This is a genomic window from Burkholderia sp. R-40, from assembly GCF_049942845.1.
GTDB lineage: Bacteria > Pseudomonadota > Gammaproteobacteria > Burkholderiales > Burkholderiaceae > Burkholderia > Burkholderia ambifaria.
Genome location: NZ_CP187967.1, coordinates 382,440 through 401,438, shown reverse-complemented (window position 1 = coordinate 401,438; position 18,999 = coordinate 382,440). Strand labels below are relative to the sequence as shown.

Sequence of the window (18,999 nt, the reverse complement as noted above, 5' to 3'; positions counted from 1 at the left end):
AGGCCGGCGCTGAAGGCGCGCGGCCTGAAGCGTGCGCGCGCCGGCTGGCGCGGCAGGCTTCGATCGGACAGGGTCAATGTCGCCCGGTGCCTTCGATGAGCGCGTCGACGCCGTAGGCGTTCGCGAGGCTGGCGAGCTTCGGGGGGAGATTGAGGATGTCGAGGGTCGCGCCGCGGGCTTTCGCGGCGCGTTGCCATGCGAGCAGCACGGCGAGCGCGGACGAGTCGAACTGCGTCAGCGCCGCGCAATCGACGGCGGTGGCGCCCGCGTCGATGCGCGCGAGACCGTCCGCGAGCGCGGACTTCGCGCTCGCGACGGTCAGCGAGGAGCCGGCCGCGAAGCCGCTCACGAAGCTTGCTTGCCCGCGGCAAGTTCCTGGTTGCGCTGCGTCAGGAACTTGATCAGGCCGTCCACGCCGCTTTGCTGGATCTTCTCGTTGAACTGCTGCTGGTACGTCTGGATCAGCCACGCGCCGAGCACGTTCAGGTCATACACCTTCCAGCCGTTGGACGTCTTGTACAGGCGGTAGTCGATCTGGACCGGCTGGCCGTTGTTCAGCGCGACCGTCTTCACGACGACGTCGGTGTCGGCCGGATCGGCGCGGAACGGCGGGTACTGGATCTGCTGGTCCGGCTTCAGCTGCGCCAGCGCGCCCGAATACGTGCGGATCAGCAGCAGCTTGAACTGCTCCTGAATCTGCTGCTGCTGCTCGGCCGACGCCGCGCGCCAGTTGCGGCCCATCGCGAGCTGCGTGGTGCGACGGAAATCCGTGTACGGCAGGATGTCCTTGTTGACGATCGTGATGATGCGGTTGGTGTCGCCCTGCTTGATCGTCTGCTGCTTGACCTCGTCGAGCACCTGCTGGGTCGCCGTCTTGATCAGCGCCTGCGGGTTCGACTGGTCGACTTGCGCGTGAGCTGCGCTGCCGAACGAGAACAGCGCCGCGAAAACGGGAATCAGGAACAGTTTTTTCATCATAGTGACCTGCATGAAGAGTCGATGCGGAGGTTGGAGCCGGTAGCTTACGCGCAAGTTCGCGAACGCTACCGACTGAATCGTTTCCGGCTGTAACGAATGTAAATGGGTCAGTGCAGCCGGATGCTCGGGAAGCGGAACCCGCCCGGCGACGGCGGCGCCACCTGCATCGCCGGCACGTTCGTTTCGCTGGCCGGGTTCGGCGCTTCGGGCGTACCCGACGCCGGTGCGGGCGCCGCCGCGCCCGATGCGCCTGCCGGCGCCGTCGCGCCACCCACCGCCGCCGCGCCCGCCGTACCGGCCGCGCCGGCTGCCGCCGGTGCCGCGCCGTCGTCCGGCAGATCGTACTTCGGCAGCGCGTCGTTGCTCGATGTCGCCGCGGCCTCGCCGCGCGCGTTGCTGATCAGCATCTGGCGGCGTTGCAGGTACGCGTTACGGACGAACGAGTACTTGTCGAGCGCCGCGGCATCCAGCACGTCGCCCGCGCCGAGCAGGTTCGCGCGCGTATTGACGAGATTCACGCCGAACAAGCCCCAGCTCAGGCCGTCCGGCTTCACGTAGGTGAGCGGGTTGCCGACATAGTCGACGCCGAGGCCTGCCGTGTCGCGCAGCGTGCTTGGGCCGAGCAGCGGCAGCACGAGGTACGGGCCCGACGGCATGCCGTAGCGGCCCATCGTGATCCCGAAGTCGGCCGTGTGCTTCGGCAGTTTCGCGATCGTCGCGACGTCGAACAGGCCGCCGACGCCGAACACCGTGTTGATCACGACGCGCATGATGTCGCCGACGCCGTCCGCGATCCGCAGCTGCACGATGTTGTTCGCCGCGATGTAGACGTCGCCGATGTTCGAGAAGAAGTTCGTCACGCTGTCGCGCACCGGCTGCGGCACCACGTACTGGTAGCCCTTCGCGACCGGCTTCAGCGCATACGTGTCGACCGTGTCGTTGAACTTGTACATCGACCGGTTGAAACCTTCGAGCGGATCGCCCTTGGTCGGCGTCTGTACGGTCGCGCAACCGCTCAACGCGGCGACTGCCGCCACTGCGAGCGCGGCGTGCCTGATGCGGATCGTCTGCATGGTCATTCCCTCTTGTCTTTCTCTCGTGTGGTTATTGGGCGGCCGAGCCGGCCACCGCGGACGCCGGCACCGCGACCGGTGCGGGCGCGGCCGGCGCTGCCGGTGCAGCCGATGCGCCGGATGCCGGCTTCGCGCCGCCCGCGTCGGCCGCCTTGCTGTACAGGAACTGGCCGATCAGATTCTCGAGCACGATCGCCGACTGCGTCATCGTGATCGTATCGCCCGACTTCAGCATTTCGGTGTCACCGCCCGGATCGAGGCCGATGTACTGCTCGCCGAGCAGGCCGGACGTCAGGATCTTCGCCGACGAATCCTTCGGGAACGGGTATTGGCCGTCGACGTCGATCGTCACGAGCGCCTGATACGTATTGCTGTCGAAGCCGATCGCCTTCACGCGGCCGACCACGACGCCGGCGCTCTTCACGGCCGCGCGCGGCTTCAGCCCGCCGATATTGTCGAATTTCATCCGCACCGAGTAGGTCGGCTGAAAGGACAGCGAGCTCATGTTGCCGACCTTGAGCGCCAGGAACAGCACCGCAAGGAAGCCCACCACCACGAACAGGCCGACCCAGAAGTCGAGAGCAGTCTTTTTCATCGTCATCCCAAAATTTGGCTTGGCTGAGGCTTAGCTGAACATCAGCGCGGTCAGCAGGAAATCGAGGCCGAGTACGGCGAGCGACGCGAATACGACCGTCTTGGTCGTCGCGCGCGACACGCCCTCGGGCGTGGGCTTCGCTTCATACCCTTGAAACAGTGCAATGAAGGTCACGGCGAACCCGAACACGATGCTCTTGATCACGCCGTTGCCGACGTCGGCCCACACCTGGACCCCGCCCTGCATCTGCGACCAGAACGCGCCCGGATCGACGCCGATCAGCACGACGCCGACGAAATACCCGCCGAGCACGCCGACCGCGTTGAAGATCGCGGCGAGCAGCGGCATCGCGATGATGCCGGCCCACAGGCGCGGCGCGATCACCGTCTTGATCGGGTCGACGGCCATCATCTCGAGCGCGGTGAGCTGCTCGCCGGCCTTCATCAGGCCGATCTCGGCCGTGAGCGACGTGCCCGCGCGGCCGGCGAACAGCAGCGCGGTCACGACCGGGCCGAGCTCGCGCACGAGCGACAGCGCGACCAGCAGGCCGAGCGCCTGCTCGGACCCGTAGCGGTTCAGCGTGTAGTAGCCCTGCAGACCGAGCACGAAGCCGACGAACAGGCCCGACACGGCAATGATCACGAACGAATAGTTGCCGAGGAAGTGGATCTGCTTCGTGACGAGCCGCGGCCGGCGCAGCAGCGGGAAGAATTCCAGCACGAGGCGCACGAACAGCCGCGTGCCGTAGCCCGCGCGCTCGAGGCCGCCGATGACGTAACGTCCGATCGCGCTGATCATGCGCGCCCTCCGCCGAGCCCGAAATCCGCTGCCAGCGGCGGGCTCGTGTAATGAAATTTGAACGGGCCGTCCGGCGCGCCGTCGATGAACTGCCGCACGCTCGGCTCGGTGGACGCGCGCAGCTCGGCGGGCGTCCCCTGCGCGAGCACGCCGCCGTTGGCCAGAAAATACACGTAATCGGCGATCGCGAAGGATTCCGGCACATCGTGCGTGACGAGGATCGACGTCGCGCCGAGCGCCTGGTTCAGCGTGCGGATCAGGTTCGCGGTGATGCCGAGCGAGATCGGATCGAGGCCCGCGAACGGCTCGTCGTACATGATGAGCTGCGGATCGAGCGCGATCGCGCGCGCGAGCGCGATACGGCGCGCCATCCCGCCCGACACCTCGGACGGCATCAAGTCGCGCGCGCCGCGCAGCCCGACCGCGTTGAGCTTCATCAGCACGAGGTCGCGGACCAGGTCTTCGGGCAGGTCGGTGTGTTCGCGCAGCGCGAACGCGACGTTCTCGAACACCGACATGTCGGTGAACAGCGCGCCGAACTGAAACAGCATGCCCATCTTGCGGCGCAGCGCGTACAGGCCGTCGCGCGTCTGCGCGCCGACGTCGGCGCCGTCGAACAGCACCTGGCCGCGGCTTGCACGCACCAGGCCGCCGATCAGGCGCAGCACGGTCGTCTTGCCGCAGCCCGACCCGCCCATGACAGCGACGACCTGGCCGCGCCCGAAGCGCAGGTTCAGGTTCGACAGGACGAGGCGCTCGCCATAGCCAAAGTCGACGTCGCGAAGTTCCAGCAGAGTCTCGGTAGGAGTGGGGCTCACGGAGCGGACAGTCCTTTAACGCAGAACGCCGAATTATAGGGCCTGCATTGGAATGATGTCGTGACGGCGTTCCAGGCCCTGCGGTCAATGATTGTCAAATTGTCGGGCAAAACATTGCTGCAACGCAACAACCGCCGCCCGATAATCGCTAGCGCCCGTGATCGCACTGACGACCGCGACGCTGCCGACACCCGTCGCGAGCACGTCGGGCAACGCGTCGAGGCCCACGCCGCCGATCGCGACGAGCGGCGCCCGCGCGCCCGCGAAGCGCGCATAGCGGGCGATCCGCGCGAGTCCCTGCGGCGGCGCCGCAACCGCCTTGGTCGCGGTCGCGTACACGGGGCCGAGCGCGAGATAGCTCGGCCGCTCGTGCAACGCCCGCAACATTTCGTAATAGCCGTGGCTCGACAGCCCGAGCCGCAGGCCGGCGCGCGCGATCGCGGCCAGATCGGCCGTCTCCAGGTCTTCCTGACCTAGATGTACGCCGTACGCCCCTTCTTCTACCGCGATCTGCCAGTGATCGTTGATGAACACGCGCGCATCGGGATAGCGGCGCCCCGCCGCGACCGCACGCGCGATTTCAGCGCGCAACGCGGCAGGGTCCGCGTCTTTCACGCGCAGCTGCACGGTCCGCGCGCCGCAATCGAGCACGCGCTCGACCCATTCGGCGTCGGGGACGACCGGATAGAGGCCGAGTTGCGCGGGGCACGGCGGAAATGCGGGCTCCGGCGCGGCGGCCAGGCCGGCGACGCGCGGAAATCGCGCGGCGTCGACCGGCCACGCATCCGCGCCGCGCGTTTCGTCGCCGTCACGCCACGCGAGCGCCAGCACCAGCGCGTCGATCGGCGCGAAACCACAATCGAGGAATGCGGCGAGTGCCGCGATCCAGTCGTCGCCGAGCGGATGCGCGGCTTCCAGCGCATGGCGCACGCCCGCGGCATGCAACGTCGCGCCGTGTTCGTCGAACTCGATCGCGACCGCATCCGGCGCCGCGGGGCGCGATGCCGCCGACGCGCGCGCCTGCGCGGCATGGTCGCCGGCCGACACGATCAGCACGTCGCCGTCGACCGGCACGTCGGGCGCCGCGACGCACAGCCGCCACGGCGTCGTGCCGGCCGGCCAGTCGCCCAGGCGGGCGCGAATCCGCTCGGCCGCTTCGGCCAGCTCGTCGGCCGGCGGCCAGAACGCATCGGCGAAACGCGCGCTCATGCGCCGCCCCCGTCCTGGTGCCAGAACGGCATCCCGACGACCGGCGTGCTCGCGTGCGCGGTCTCGCGCGCATCCATCGGCCCGGCGAGGTAGGCCGCACGGCCGGCCTCGACGCCCTGCGCGAACGCGCGCGCCATGATCTCCGGATGCGTGGCCTGCGACACGGCCGTGTTCAGCAGCACGCCGTCGAAGCCCCACTCCATCACCTGGCACGCATGCGACGGCACGCCGAGCCCGGCGTCGACGATCAGCGGCACGTCCGGCAGCCGCTCGCGCAGCACGCGCAGCCCGTACGGGTTCACGACGCCCTTGCCGGTGCCGATCGGCGCGCCCCACGGCATCAGCGCCTCGCAGCCGACGTCGAGCAGGCGCCGGCCGATCACGAGATCCTCGGTGCAGTACGGCAGCACCTTGAAGCCGTCCTTGACCAGCTGCGCGGCCGCCTGGATCAGCCCGACCGGGTCGGGCTGCAGCGTGTAGTCGTCGCCGATCAGCTCGAGCTTGATCCAGTCGGTCTCGAAGACCTCGCGCGCCATGTGCGCGGTCGTCACCGCCTCGGCGACGGTCTGGCAACCGGCCGTGTTCGGCAGCAGCGGCACCGCGTGACGCTTGAGCAGGTCGAAGAAGCCGGCTTCGGCGGTGCCGCCCGTCATCTGGCGGCGCAGCGCGACCGTGACCATTCCCGGACGCGACGCGGCGATCGAATCGGACAGCGACTGCAGCGACGGATAGCGCGACGTGCCGAGCAGCACGCGGCTTGCGAAGGTTTCACCGTACAGCGTCAGCGCGTCGGCGGAAGTGAGGGACGTCATGTCGTTTTCCTGGAAGAGCGGGGGCGAACCGGCGGCGCTCAGCCGCCCGCGACGGGGTGCACCACGTCGAGCTTGTCGCCCGTCGCGAGCGCGCGCGCCGCATGCTGCGTGCGCGCGACGAAATTGCCGTTCAGCGCGACCGCGTACGGCGGACGCGCGCCGAACGCGACGAGCGCGTCGGCCACCGTCGCGCCGTCGGGCAGCGTCAGGGTCTGTTGGTTGATCTGGATATCCATGAGGCTTGATCGAATTCGGTCGGCGGCGCGCATCAGGCCGGCTGGCGCGCGTCGTCGCGGTGATGAAGGAGCGCCGGCCAGCGCGCGGCATCGCGCCACGCGGTGAACGCATCGGCATCGGAGAACGCGCCGCCGAGCGCGGCCTGCGCGAACGCGACCGCCGCATGCGCGACTTCCGGCGCGATCATGAAGCCGTGCCGGTACAGGCCGTTGACGGCGAGCGTCGTCGCGCCGTCCCAGATCACCGCCGGGCGGTGGTCGGGCAGCGTCGGGCGGCACTGCGCATTCAGTTCGAGGATGCGCGCCTCGCCGAACGCCGGGTGCACGGAGAACGCCGCGCTCAGCAGTTCGAGCGCGGAGCGCACGCTGACGGGAGACATGTCCTCGCCCTCCACCTCGGTCGCGCCGATCACGTACAGGTCGTCCTGCTTCGGCGCGATGTACAGCGGATAGCGCGGATGCAACAGCCGCACGGGCCGCGTGAGCCCGATGCCCGGCGCGTGCACCCGCGCGACTTCGCCGCGGATGCCGCGCAGCGCGGGCAGCGCGGCTTTCGCGCCGAGGCCACGGCAGTCGATCGTGAAATGTGCGTCGGGCCGGTTCGCGTTGTCGATCGTCGCGTGCCAGTGCAGCTCGACGCCGCGCTGCGCGAGGCCCGCCGCCAGCGCGCGCAGCGCCTGCCGGTTGTCGAGCTGCCCTTCGCGCGGCAGCAGCAGCCCGCGCGCGAAGCGCCCCGCGAGCGCGGGCTCGGCCGCGTCGACCTGCGCGCCGGCCAGCGTCACGAAGCCGCCGTCGAACAGCTCGGCCGGCGTGTTCGCGCGCACGCGCCGCTCGAACAGCGGCGCCTCCGCCCGATCCGCGTGATGCCAGACGACGAGCGTGCCGTGATGCTGGAAGAACACCGGTTCGGGCAGTTCCGCGAGCCACTGCGGCCAGCGCGCGAGTGATGCGACGCCGAGCTCGGTGATCAGCAGCTCGGCGCTCGCCGCCTCGGCGAGCGGCGCGAGCATCGCGGCCGCGATCCACGCGGCCGACTGCTCGCCGTCCGGGCCGCCGCGCTCGTACAGCGCGACGCGATGCCCGTCGCCCGCGAGCCGCCACGCGATCAGACGGCCGACGAGGCCGCCGCCGAGCACCGCGAAATCCGGTCGTGAAGCGTGGACGTTCATCGCGCGCCCTCCCCGCAAACCGCGCAGGCCCGTGCGACGGACGTCGACGTGCGCGCGCCGCCCTGTGCGAACGCACACGACAGCGGATCGGGAACAGCGCAAAAGACTGAAGATTGAGCGGTCATCATTCCTTCCGTAACGCGCAACGCGCGTACCCAAAAGGACGAAACCGGCAGCAAAGGCCGGCCGGGCGGGACTCGGGCGCTGACCATGTGGGATGGCGGCCAGCGCGGCCCGGCGGGATCAGAAACTTCCCTCGCCGGTATTACCCGGATCGGGTGCGAAGGGTCTTTCTCAGCCTCGCCGCGTCGCCCGGAATGAACCGTCGGCCGCGCTCGAAGCACCCCTGTTTCGTCGTCGGCCATTAGACCATAAAAGCGGAAAGCGCCGCAAACTGTCCCCCTTGCGGCAAATTCGCCGTCGCGCAGCGCCGCTCTGGCACAATGCCCGCAGGCCGGCCGCGCGAGCGGCCGGTTGCCGCGTCACCGCCGGCCCTTAAGCGCCGTTTAAGACGCGCGGGCGACCATCCGTGCGCCCGCCGTCAGTCGGCGCCGCGCCCCGGCATGCCTTATCGCGGCGCGCGCCCGGCTTCGCCCGGCCCGCGCGCCGGCTACTCATCAGGAAGCACATGACCCAATCGATCGATCCCGTCCGCTCCGCCTCAGACGCGCCGCAGGACGAGCGCCCGGTATCCGCATGGAGCCTCATCAAGCCCTACTGGGTGTCGTCCGAATGGAAAACCGCGTGGGGATTGCTCGTCACGATCATCGTGATCAATCTCTGCGTCGTCTGGATCAACGTCAAGCTGAACAAGTGGAACGCGCAGTTCTACAACGCGCTGCAGTCGAAGGACGTCCACGACTTCCCGAACCTGCTGATGCAGTTCTCGGCACTCGCGTTCGGCTTCATCATCCTCGCGGTGTACGGCCGCTACCTACGGCAGATGCTCGGGTTCCGCTGGCGCCAGTGGCTCACCGACCGCTTTCTCGGCCAGTGGCTCGGCGATCGCGCGTTCTACCGGATCGAACGCGACCGCCTCGCCGACAACCCCGACCAGCGGATCACCGACGACCTCCAGTCGTTCGCGACGACGACGCTCGCGCTGTCGCTCGACCTGCTGTCGACGGTCGTCACGCTCGTGTCGTTCATCACGATCCTGTGGTCGCTCGCCGGCGCGCTGACGCTCTCGCTCGGCGCGACGCCGATCACGATCCCCGGCTACATGGTGTGGGCGGCCGCGTTGTACGCGGTGGTCGGCTCGCTGATCATCCAGAAGGTCGGCCACCCGCTCGTGTCGATCAACTACCAGCAGCAGCGCGTCGAGGCCGATTTCCGCTTCGGGCTGATCCGCGTGCGCGAGAACGCCGAGCAGATCGCGTTCTACGACGGCGAGAAAACCGAGACCCGCAACGCGCAGAGCCTGTTCATGCGCATTCGCGACAACTGGTGGCGCGTGATGAAGTACACGAAGCGCCTCACGTTCGTGCTGAGCTTCTACGGGCAGATCGCGATCATCTTCCCGCTCGTCGTCGCCGCGCCGCGCTATTTCGCGGGCGCGTTCTCGTTCGGCGTGCTGATGCAGATCTCGTCCGCGTTCGGCACCGTCAGCGATTCGTTCTCGTGGTTCATCAACAGTTACTCGACCCTCGTCGAATGGCGCGCAACCGTCAACCGTCTGCGTGAATTCAAGCGCGTGATGGGGACGTCGCACCTGAAGGAAAGCCTGTCGCCGGCAACCGAGCACGGCGGCATCAACCTGCACTACGTCGATGCCGCGAAGCTGTCGACATCGTCGCTGAAGCTCGCGCTGCCGAACGGCACCGCGCTCGCGAACATCGGCAGCCTGACGATCGAACCCGGCTCGCGCTGGCTCGTGATCGGCAAGTCGGGTTCCGGCAAGAGCACGTTCATGCGCGCGCTTGCGGGCCTGTGGCCGTTCGGCGACGGCGCGATCGACGCGCCGGTCGGCGCGCGGATGATGTTCGTGCCGCAGACGAGCTACTTGCCGATCGGCACGCTGAAGGCCGCGCTCACCTATCCGGCCGCGCCCGACGCGTTCACCGACGACGCGTGCCGCGACGCGCTGCGCGCGTGCCGCCTCGAAGACTACGTCGGTCGCCTCGACGAGACCGGCCACTGGACGCGCGTGCTGTCGCCCGGCGAACAGCAGCGTCTCGCCGGCGCGCGCGTGCTGCTGCACAAGCCGGACTTCCTGTTCCTCGACGAAGCGACGAGCGCGCTCGACGCGGACAACGAAGCGCGGCTCTATCACCTGTTCGCCGAACGGCTGCCGAAGGCCGCGATCGTCAGCATCGCCCACCGCGAGTCGCTGGCCGCGTTCCACGTCGGCATGATTAACGTCGAGCGCGTGACCGACACCGACAAGGTTGCCGCGTAAGCGCAAAAACAAAAGGCCGGCGCACACCGCGTCGGCCTTCTCTCGTTCGTCCTCCCCCCTTCCCGCTACGCCCGCCCGATCGGCACCGACACGATCGGCACATGCGACACACCGTCGTGCGACAGCCGGCTTTCGAACAGCGTCAGCGCGACGAAGCGCACCGCGACCGGCCGGCCGGTCGCGCCGCCGTGCGCGGGCTGTCCGTCGGCATCGCGCGGCAGCCGCGCGAGCGTCACATGCGGCCGGAACGGCCGGCGGTCGGCCGGCACGCCCAGTTCGCGCAACAGCACGGATAAATCGGCATTCAGCGCCGTACAGGCGGGATCGGCGGCGAGTTCCGCGACGATCAGCCGCGCGCGCGGCAGGCTCGGCCACCACGCGATCCGCTCGACCCGCTGCAACGGCAGCGCATGCGCGCTCGCTAGCGCCGGCAGCCGTTCGGCCAGCGCGTCGCACCGTGCGCGTTCGATCGCGCCGATGAACGCGAGCGTCACGTGCAGTTGCGCGGGCAGCGTGCGCCGCGCACCGCGGGTCACCGGCAGCGCGTGCAGCGCGTCGCGCGATGCCGTATCGGGCATCAGCGCGACGAACGCACGGAGCCGGTCGCCGTTCATGACTCGCGCACCGCGACGCGGGCTTCGGCCACCACGTCGTTCACCGCATCGCCTGAAGCCGGACGCAGCGGCAACGGGCCGTGCTCGCCCCACACGTCGGCCGGCAGCACGCGTGCGAGCTCGGGAATCGTGTTGCGCGTGAACACCGGTTCGGCAATGCCCTGCGCGCGCTGGTGGCGATAGTCGCGCCACGCGGCATGCGCATACTTGCCGAGCGCGAGAATCGCGACCAGGTTGATGATCGCCATCAGCCCCATGCTCGTATCGGCCATCGCCCACACCAGCGGCAGTTGCCCGACGCTGCCGAACATCACCATCCCCAGCACCGCGATGCGGAACAGCGGCAGCACGCCGCGCCGCTTCGTGATGAACTCGACGTTGCCTTCCGCGTACGCGTAGTTGCCGATCACCGACGAGTACGCGAAAAAGAAGATCGCGACGGCCATGTAGATGCCGCCCCAACCGCCGACGTGGCTCGCGATCGCGCGCTGCGTGAGCGCCGCGCCTTCCATGCCGGTGCCGAGCTCGTACTGGCCCGACAGCAGGATCACGAACGCCGTCGCGCTGCAGATCACGATCGTGTCGACGAACACGCCGAGCATCTGGATCAGCCCCTGCACGACCGGATGCCGCACGCTCGCGGTCGCGGCCGCGTTCGGCGCGCTACCCATGCCGGCTTCGTTCGAGAACAGCCCGCGTTTCACGCCCATCGCGACTGCCTGGCTGACCGCATAGCCGGTCAGGCCGCCCGCCGCCTGCTCGAGCCCGAATGCGCTCTTCACGATCAGCGCGAGCACGCCCGGCACCAGTGCCGCGTGCGTCGCGACCGCGTAGACGGCCAGCGCGAGGTAGCCGATCGCCATCACCGGCACGATCACCTGCGCGACCGACGCGATGCGGCGAATGCCGCCGAAGATGAGCGGCGCGGTGAGCAACACGAGGCCGAGGCCGACCGTCTCGCGGCTCCAGCCGAACGACGTGTGAAACGCATCGGCGATCGCATTGGCCTGCACCGCGTTGAACACGAAGCCGAACGCGAGGATCAGCGACAGCGAGAACAGCACGCCGAAGCCGCGCGAGCGCAGGCCCGTCTGGATGTAGTACGCGGGGCCGCCGCGATAGCTGCCGTCCGGATGCGACACCTTGAAGATCTGCGCGAGCGTCGCCTCGACGAACGCGGACGACATGCCGACGAGCGCCGTCATCCACATCCAGAAGATCGCGCCCGGCCCTCCGACCGTCAGCGCGACCGCGACACCCGCGATGTTGCCGGTGCCCACGCGGCTCGCGAGGCCGGTCGCGAACGCCTGGAACGACGAGATGCTGCCCGGCTCGCCCTTGCTGCCGACCAGCTTCATGCTGAGGAACAGCGCCTTCAGCTGGATCATCCGGAACCGCAGCGTGAACCACGCGCCCACGCCGAGCAGCAGCGCGATCAGCACGTAGTTCCACAGCACACCGTTGACGGCATCGATCAGCCCTTGCACGAATGCTTCCATCCAGAATCCTTGTAAATGGGATAAGTCATATTCGGCGGTCGCGCGAACGCTGCCGGAGGGGCGACATGATATGACAGTTTCCAAGGATTATTACGAATTGAAAGGAAACGGAATCGGGGAAAATCAACGTCCGATGTGATCAGGTTAGGCGACGCTTCGGGGAGATGATGAGGAGTCGGAGCCGCCGCAAACCCGCACGGCCGGGGGGCATCGACGGCCGACGCCTGCGACACCTCCACGCGCCGGCCATAAAAAAAACGGGCGCCCTTTCGGACGCCCGGCTGGTACGGCAGTGGCCCGCGAACCGCGCTTATCGCGGCAGGTTCGAATGCCCCATCAGATACGCATCGACCGAGCGCGCGCACTGGCGGCCTTCGCGGATCGCCCAGACGACGAGCGACTGACCGCGACGCATGTCGCCTGCCGCGAACACCTTGTCGACCGACGTGTAGTACGAGCGATCGCCTTCGGTTGCCGCACGCGCGTTGCCGCGCGCGTCCTTCGCGACGCCGAACGCCTCGAGCACGGTGGCTGCCGGCTGCGTGAAGCCCATCGCGAGCAGCACCAGGTCGGCCTTCATCTCGAATTCGGAGCCCGGCACTTCCTGCATCTTGCCGTCCTTCCATTCGACGCGCACCGCGATCAGCTTCTCGACCTTGCCGTTCTTGCCTTCGAGACGCTTCGTCGCGACCGCCCAGTCACGCTCGCAACCTTCTTCGTGCGACGACGACGTGCGCAGCTTGATCGGCCAGTACGGCCACACGAGCGGCTTGTTTTCCTCTTCCGGCGGCTGCGGCAGCAGCTCGAACTGCGTGACCTGCTTCGCGCCGTGACGGTTCGACGTGCCGACGCAGTCCGAACCCGTATCGCCGCCGCCGATCACGATCACGTGCTTGCCCTTCGCGAGCAGCTGGTCGACGAGCTTGTCGCCCGCGTTCACGCGGTTCTGCTGCGGCAGGAAGTCCATCGCGAAATGGACGCCGGCGAGCTCGCGGCCCGGGACCGGCAGGTCGCGCGGCGTTTCCGAACCGCCAGCGATCACGACCGCGTCGAACTCTTCCTTCAACTGCTCCGGCGAGATGGTTTCCTTCGCGAGGCTGCCGATCGACTCGGGCAGCGGATCCTTGCCGATGAACACGCTGGTGCGGAACGTCACGCCTTCCGCTTCCATCTGGCGCATGCGGCGATCGATCAGCCACTTCTCGAGCTTGAAGTCGGGGATCCCGTAACGCAGCAGGCCGCCGATGCGGTCGTTCTTCTCGAACACCGTCACGTCGTGGCCCGCACGCGCGAGCTGCTGCGCGACGGCGAGGCCCGCGGGGCCCGAACCGACGACCGCGACCGTCTTGCCGGTCTTGTGCTCGGGCGGCAGCGGCTTCACCCAGCCTTCCGCCCAGGCCTTGTCGATGATCGCGTGCTCGATCGACTTGATGCCGACCGGATCGTCGTTGATGCCGAGCGTGCATGCTGCCTCGCACGGCGCCGGGCAGATGCGGCCCGTGAACTCGGGGAAGTTGTTGGTCGAATGCAGGACTTCGATCGCCTGCTGCCAGTCCTGGCGGTAAACGAGATCGTTGAAGTCCGGGATGATGTTGTTGACCGGGCAGCCGTTGTTGCAGAACGGGATGCCGCAATCCATGCAGCGCGCGCCCTGGACCTTCGCGTCCGCGTCGGTCAGCGCCGCGACGAATTCCTTGTAGTGCTTCACGCGCGTGAGCGGTGCTTCGTACGCCTCGTGGCGGCGTTCGAACTCCAGAAAACCGGTTGCCTTGCCCATAAGGTGCTCTTCTGTTCGGTGTATCGGGTGGGGGAGCCGCGCGCGGCAGTCATGCGCGCGCGGCATTCGCTATGTCGTTCGTCGCTCAGGCGGCCAGTACTTCCTTCGCCGCCTTCTTCGCACCGATCTCGCCCAGCGCGCGCTTGTATTCGTGCGGGAACACCTTCACGAACTGGCGGCGCGCCGCGTCCCAGTTTTCCAGCAGCGACTTCGCGCGCGGCGAACCCGTGAACTGGAAATGACGCTCGACGAGCCCCTTGAGCAGCGCTTCGTCCGTCATGCCTGCATGCCAGAGCGCGCGGTCGACCGTACGCTCCTGCTCGGCCTGCTGCAGTACCGGATCGAGTGCGACCATCGACTTGTTGCACTTCGCCGCGAACGTGCCTTCCGGATCGTAGATGTACGCGAGGCCGCCCGACATGCCGGCCGCGAAGTTGCGCCCGGTTTCGCCGAGCACGACGACCGTGCCGCCCGTCATGTATTCGCAACCGTGGTCGCCCGTGCCTTCGACGACCGCCGTCGCACCCGAGTTGCGCACGCAGAAGCGCTCGCCCGCGACGCCGCGGAAGAACGCCTCGCCTTCGATCGCGCCGTACATCACCGTGTTGCCGCAGATGATGTTTTCCTCGGACTTGCCGCGGAAGTCGTTGGTCGGACGGATGATGATCCGGCCGCCCGACAGGCCCTTGCCGACGTAGTCGTTGCCGTCGCCGACGAGGTCGAGCGTCACGCCCTTCGCGAGGAACGCGCCGAAGCTCTGGCCGGCCGTGCCCTTCAGCTGGATGTGCACCGCGTCGTCGGCCAGGCCGTCGTGGCCGTGCTTCTTCGCGATCACGCCCGACAGCATCGCGCCGACGGTACGGTTCACGTTGCGCACCGGCTGGATGAACGACACATGCTCGCCGTTCTCGATCGCGGCCTTCGCCTTCTCGATCAGCACGTGGTCGAGCGCGCGCTCGAGGCCGTGATCCTGCACGTCGACGTGACGCCGCGCGACTTCCTCGCACTCCTCCGGCTGGTAGAACACGCGCGAGAAGTCGAGGCCCTTCGCCTTCCAGTGCTCGACGCCCTTGCGCGTATCGAGCAGGTCGGCGCGGCCGATCAGGTCGTCGAACTTCGCGATGCCGAGCTGCGCCATGATCTCGCGCACTTCTTCAGCGACGAAGAAGAAGTAGTTCACGACGTGCTCGGGCTGGCCCTTGAACTTCGCACGCAGCACCGGATCCTGCGTCGCGACGCCGACCGGGCACGTGTTCAGGTGGCACTTGCGCATCATGATGCAGCCTTCGACGACGAGGGGTGCCGTCGCGAAGCCGAATTCGTCCGCGCCGAGCAGCGCGCCGATCACGACGTCGCGGCCCGTCTTCATCTGGCCGTCGGCCTGCACGCGGATCCGGCCGCGCAGGCGGTTCAGCACCAGCGTCTGCTGCGTTTCGGCCAGGCCGAGTTCCCACGGCGTGCCCGCATGCTTGACCGACGACAGCGGCGATGCGCCCGTGCCGCCGTCGTGGCCAGCGATCACCACGTGATCGGCCTTCGCCTTCGCGACACCGGCCGCGACCGTGCCGACGCCGACTTCCGACACGAGCTTCACCGAGATGCTCGAGCTCGGGTTCACGTTCTTCAGGTCGTGAATCAGCTGCGCCAGATCCTCGATCGAGTAGATGTCGTGGTGCGGCGGCGGCGAGATCAGGCCGACGCCCGGCACCGAGTAGCGCAGCTTGCCGATGTATTCCGACACCTTGTGGCCCGGCAGCTGGCCGCCTTCGCCCGGCTTCGCGCCCTGCGCCATCTTGATCTGGATCTGATCGGCCGATGCGAGGTACTCGGCGGTGACGCCGAAGCGGCCCGACGCGACCTGCTTGATCTTCGAGCGCAGCGAATCGCCATCCTTCAGCGGAATGTCGCTGACGATCTCGTCGCCGATCACCGACTTCAGCGTCTCGCCCGACTTGATCGGAATGCCGCGCAGCTCGTTGCGATAACGCTTCTCGTCCTCGCCGCCTTCGCCGGTGTTCGACTTGCCGCCGATCCGGTTCATCGCGATCGCGAGCGTCGCGTGCGCTTCGGTGCTGATCGAACCGAGCGACATCGCGCCCGTCGCGAAGCGCTTGACGATGTCCTTCGCCGATTCGACGTCGTCGATCGGGATCGCCTTGGTCGGCTCGACCTTGAACTCGAACAGGCCGCGGAACGTCATGTGACGCTTGGTCTGGTCGTTGATCAGGTGCGCGTATTCCTTGTACGTCTGGTACGAGTTGCTGCGCGTCGCGTGCTGGAGCTTCGCGATCGAGTCCGGCGTCCACATGTGGTCTTCGCCGCGCACGCGGTACGCGTACTCGCCGCCCGCGTCGAGCATGTCGCGCAGGACCGGGTTGTCGCCGAACGCATCGCGGTGCAGGCGGATCGCTTCTTCCGCGACTTCGAACAGGCCGATGCCGCCGACCTTCGACGCCGTGCCCTTGAAGTACTTCTCGACGAGGTCGCTCGACAGGCCGAGCGCTTCGAAGATCTGCGCGCCGGTGTACGACATGTACGTCGAGATGCCCATCTTCGACATCACCTTCTGCAGCCCCTTGCCGACCGCCTTCGTGAAGTTGTAGACGGCCTTCTCCGGCGACAGGTCGCCCGGCAGGCCTTCGGCCATCTTCGCGAGCGTTTCCATCGCGAGGTACGGGTGCACGGCTTCCGCGCCGTAGCCCGCGAGCAGCGCGAAATGGTGCGTCTCACGTGCCGAGCCCGTCTCGACGACGAGGCCCGTGCTCGTGCGCAGCCCTTGCTGGACGAGGTGCGTGTGGATCGCCGACGTGGCGAGCAGCGCCGGAATCGCGACGTGTTCGGCGTCCGTCTTGCGGTCCGACACGATCAGCATGTTGTAGCCCGACTTGACCGCGTCGACGGCTTCCGCGCACAGCGACGCGAGGCGTGCCTCGATGCCTTCCTTGCCCCATGCGACCGGGTAGCAGATGTTCAGCTCGTATGCGCTGAACTTGCCGCCCGTGTACTGGTCGATCGCGCGGATCTTCGCGATGTCCTTGAAGTCGAGCACCGGCTGCGACACTTCGAGACGCATCGGCGGGTTGATGTTGTTCGTGTCGAGCAGGTTCGGCTTCGGGCCGATGAACGACACGAGCGACATGACCATGTTTTCGCGGATCGGGTCGATCGGCGGGTTCGTGACCTGCGCGAACAGCTGCTTGAAGTAGTGATAGAGCGTCTTGTTCTTGTTCGACATCACCGCGAGCGGCGAGTCGTTGCCCATCGAACCGACGGCCTCCTCGCCCTGCTGCGCCATCGGCGCCATCAGGAACTTCAGGTCTTCCTGCGTATAGCCGAACGCCTGCTGGCGGTCGAGCAGCGCGGCGCCCTGCGTGCGGCCGGCCGCGACGTCCTCGGCCTTCGGCTCGATCTCGTCGAGCTTGATGCGCACGGCGTCGATCCAGCTCTTGTACGGCTTCGCGTTCGCGAGGTTGTCCTTGAGCTCCTTGTCGTCGATGATGCGGCCGTGTTCCATGTCGATCAGGAACATCTTGCCCGGCTGCAGGCGCCACTTCTTGACGATCTTCGATTCGGGGATCGGCAGCGTGCCGGCTTCCGACGCCATGATGACGAGGTCGTCGTCCGTGACGATGTAGCGCGCCGGGCGCAGGCCGTTACGGTCGAGCGTCGCGCCGATCTGGCGGCCGTCGGTGAACGCGATCGCGGCGGGGCCGTCCCACGGCTCCATCATCGCGGCGTGGTATTCGTAGAACGCGCGGCGGTTGTCGTCCATCAGCGTGTGCTGTTCCCACGCTTCCGGGATCATCATCATCACCGCGTGCACGAGCGGGTAGCCGGCCATCACCAGCAGTTCGAGACAGTTGTCGAACGACGCGGTGTCCGACTGGCCCGGGTAGATCAGCGGCCACAGCTTCGGCAGGTCGTCGCCGAGCACGTGCGATGCGATCGCGCCGGTACGCGCGTTCAGCCAGTTCACGTTGCCCTTCACGGTGTTGATCTCGCCGTTGTGCGCGATCATCCGGTACGGGTGAGCGAGTTCCCATGCCGGGAACGTGTTGGTCGAGAAGCGCTGGTGCACGAGCGCGAGCGCCGACACGACGCGCGCGTCCTGCAGGTCGCGGTAATACACGCCGACCTGGCCTGCCAGCAGCAGCCCCTTGTAGACGACCGTGCGCGCCGACATCGACGGCACGAAGTATTCCTTGCCGTGCTTGAGCTTCAGCGCCTGGATGCGGTGGCTCGCGGTCTTGCGGATCACGTACAGCTTCCGCTCGAGCGCGTCCGTCACCATGATGTCCTTGCCGCGGCCGATGAAGATCTGGCGGATCAGCGGCTCGCTCGCCTTTACCGTCGGCGAGATCGGCATCGCATGGTCGACCGGCACGTCGCGCCAACCGAGCACGACCTGCCCCTCGGCCCGCACCGTCCGCTCGAGCTCCTGCTCGCACGCGAGACGCGATGCGTTTTCCTTCGGCAGGAAGATCATCCCGACCCCATATTCTCCGGCCGGCGGCAGCGTCACGCCCTGCTTCGACATTTCCTCGCGATAGAACGCGTCCGGAATCTGGATCAGGATGCCGGCGCCGTCGCCCATCAGCGGATCGGCACCGACGGCGCCGCGGTGATCGAGGTTCTCGAGGATCTTCAGACCCTGCTGGATGATCTCGTGGCTCTTCTTGCCCTTGATGTGAGCGACGAAGCCGACGCCGCAGGCGTCGTGTTCGTTTTGCGGGTCGTACAGACCTTGTGCGGCGGGCACCGCGGCGAGCGGCTTCTGGTGGTCGTTCATGGGGACACCGTCGTAAAGGGGGCCTCGAGGGCCGTTGAACCATTTTTTTGTTGCCGTCGATCCCGCTCCCGACGGGAGACGGCACGGCCGACAGTGGTTGGGCGAGCTTCACCCGGGCCACCGGAATTCGGAATATACGCGACGAATCAAAGGAATAGCAACAAAAACCGCTTGATCGAACCCCAATTAAAGCCGCGCGCTGATCTGGTGCTCTTTTATTGGGGCCGTATCGTT

The 18,999-nt window shown here is 67.6% G+C and carries 15 protein-coding genes and 1 riboswitch; of the genes, 1 reads left to right on the top strand and 14 read right to left on the bottom strand.

Annotated features, from left to right (window positions below; all coding sequences use genetic code 11):
• Positions 1-73: 73 nt before the first annotated feature.
• The 10 genes from ACP26O_RS01830 to ACP26O_RS01785 all read right to left on the bottom strand — a co-directional run bounded on the left by ACP26O_RS01830 (position 74) and on the right by ACP26O_RS01785 (position 7,688).
• On the bottom strand, positions 74-349 hold the full coding sequence (locus ACP26O_RS01830) for an STAS domain-containing protein (protein ID WP_006751811.1): 276 nt from the start codon (positions 347-349) through the stop codon (positions 74-76).
• A complete protein-coding gene (locus ACP26O_RS01825) occupies positions 346-975 on the bottom strand; it encodes an MlaC/ttg2D family ABC transporter substrate-binding protein (protein ID WP_105834661.1) in 630 nt (209 codons plus the stop codon). Before ACP26O_RS01825 ends, ACP26O_RS01830 begins: the two co-directional genes overlap by 4 nt.
• Positions 976-1,085: 110 nt before the next feature.
• Positions 1,086-2,051, bottom strand: a complete 966-nt coding sequence (locus tag ACP26O_RS01820; protein WP_175666046.1) for an MlaA family lipoprotein — start codon at positions 2,049-2,051, stop codon at positions 1,086-1,088.
• A gap of 31 nt (positions 2,052-2,082) precedes the next feature.
• Positions 2,083-2,652 (bottom strand): outer membrane lipid asymmetry maintenance protein MlaD, encoded by a 570-nt coding sequence (mlaD, locus tag ACP26O_RS01815; RefSeq protein ID WP_105788605.1) that lies wholly within the window; start codon positions 2,650-2,652, stop codon positions 2,083-2,085.
• A gap of 24 nt (positions 2,653-2,676) precedes the next feature.
• Positions 2,677-3,444 (bottom strand): lipid asymmetry maintenance ABC transporter permease subunit MlaE, encoded by a 768-nt coding sequence (gene mlaE, locus ACP26O_RS01810; protein ID WP_011655796.1) that lies wholly within the window; start codon positions 3,442-3,444, stop codon positions 2,677-2,679.
• Positions 3,441-4,262, bottom strand: a complete 822-nt coding sequence (locus tag ACP26O_RS01805) for an ABC transporter ATP-binding protein (RefSeq protein ID WP_011655795.1) — start codon at positions 4,260-4,262, stop codon at positions 3,441-3,443. The genes mlaE and ACP26O_RS01805 overlap by 4 nt, the downstream gene beginning before the upstream one ends.
• Before the next feature lie 84 nt (positions 4,263-4,346).
• Positions 4,347-5,471: a thiamine phosphate synthase gene (thiE, locus tag ACP26O_RS01800; RefSeq protein WP_175661893.1), complete on the bottom strand. Its 1,125-nt coding sequence runs from the start codon at positions 5,469-5,471 to the stop codon at positions 4,347-4,349.
• Complete coding sequence (locus tag ACP26O_RS01795) at positions 5,468-6,283, bottom strand: thiazole synthase (protein ID WP_175666020.1); 816 nt, start codon at positions 6,281-6,283, stop codon at positions 5,468-5,470. Before ACP26O_RS01795 ends, thiE begins: the two co-directional genes overlap by 4 nt.
• Positions 6,284-6,321: 38 nt before the next feature.
• Positions 6,322-6,519 (bottom strand): sulfur carrier protein ThiS, encoded by a 198-nt coding sequence (gene thiS / locus ACP26O_RS01790; RefSeq protein ID WP_006762101.1) that lies wholly within the window; start codon positions 6,517-6,519, stop codon positions 6,322-6,324.
• A 32-nt stretch (positions 6,520-6,551) separates the two neighbouring features.
• The gene (locus ACP26O_RS01785) at positions 6,552-7,688 is read right to left on the bottom strand and encodes an FAD-dependent oxidoreductase (protein ID WP_175666021.1); all 1,137 of its coding nucleotides are present in this window, start codon (positions 7,686-7,688) and stop codon (positions 6,552-6,554) included.
• A gap of 234 nt (positions 7,689-7,922) precedes the next feature.
• A riboswitch (TPP riboswitch) is annotated at positions 7,923-8,046 on the bottom strand.
• A 270-nt stretch (positions 8,047-8,316) separates the two neighbouring features.
• Here ACP26O_RS01785 and ACP26O_RS01780 point away from each other — a divergent pair.
• Complete coding sequence (locus ACP26O_RS01780) at positions 8,317-10,086, top strand: ABC transporter ATP-binding protein/permease (RefSeq protein WP_011655791.1); 1,770 nt, start codon at positions 8,317-8,319, stop codon at positions 10,084-10,086.
• A 65-nt stretch (positions 10,087-10,151) separates the two neighbouring features.
• On the opposite strand, the gene thpR is transcribed toward ACP26O_RS01780, so the two are convergent.
• From thpR to ACP26O_RS01760, 4 genes are all read right to left on the bottom strand, one after another.
• Positions 10,152-10,700, bottom strand: coding sequence for an RNA 2',3'-cyclic phosphodiesterase (gene thpR, locus ACP26O_RS01775; protein ID WP_175666022.1), 549 nt, complete (start codon positions 10,698-10,700; stop codon positions 10,152-10,154).
• Positions 10,697-12,199, bottom strand: coding sequence for an alanine/glycine:cation symporter family protein (locus ACP26O_RS01770; protein ID WP_175666023.1), 1,503 nt, complete (start codon positions 12,197-12,199; stop codon positions 10,697-10,699). Before ACP26O_RS01770 ends, thpR begins: the two co-directional genes overlap by 4 nt.
• 310 nt (positions 12,200-12,509) lie before the next feature.
• Positions 12,510-13,976: a glutamate synthase subunit beta gene (locus tag ACP26O_RS01765; RefSeq protein ID WP_012362916.1), complete on the bottom strand. Its 1,467-nt coding sequence runs from the start codon at positions 13,974-13,976 to the stop codon at positions 12,510-12,512.
• An 85-nt stretch (positions 13,977-14,061) separates the two neighbouring features.
• On the bottom strand, positions 14,062-18,765 hold the full coding sequence (locus tag ACP26O_RS01760) for a glutamate synthase-related protein (RefSeq protein WP_175666024.1): 4,704 nt from the start codon (positions 18,763-18,765) through the stop codon (positions 14,062-14,064).
• Positions 18,766-18,999 lie beyond the last annotated feature (234 nt).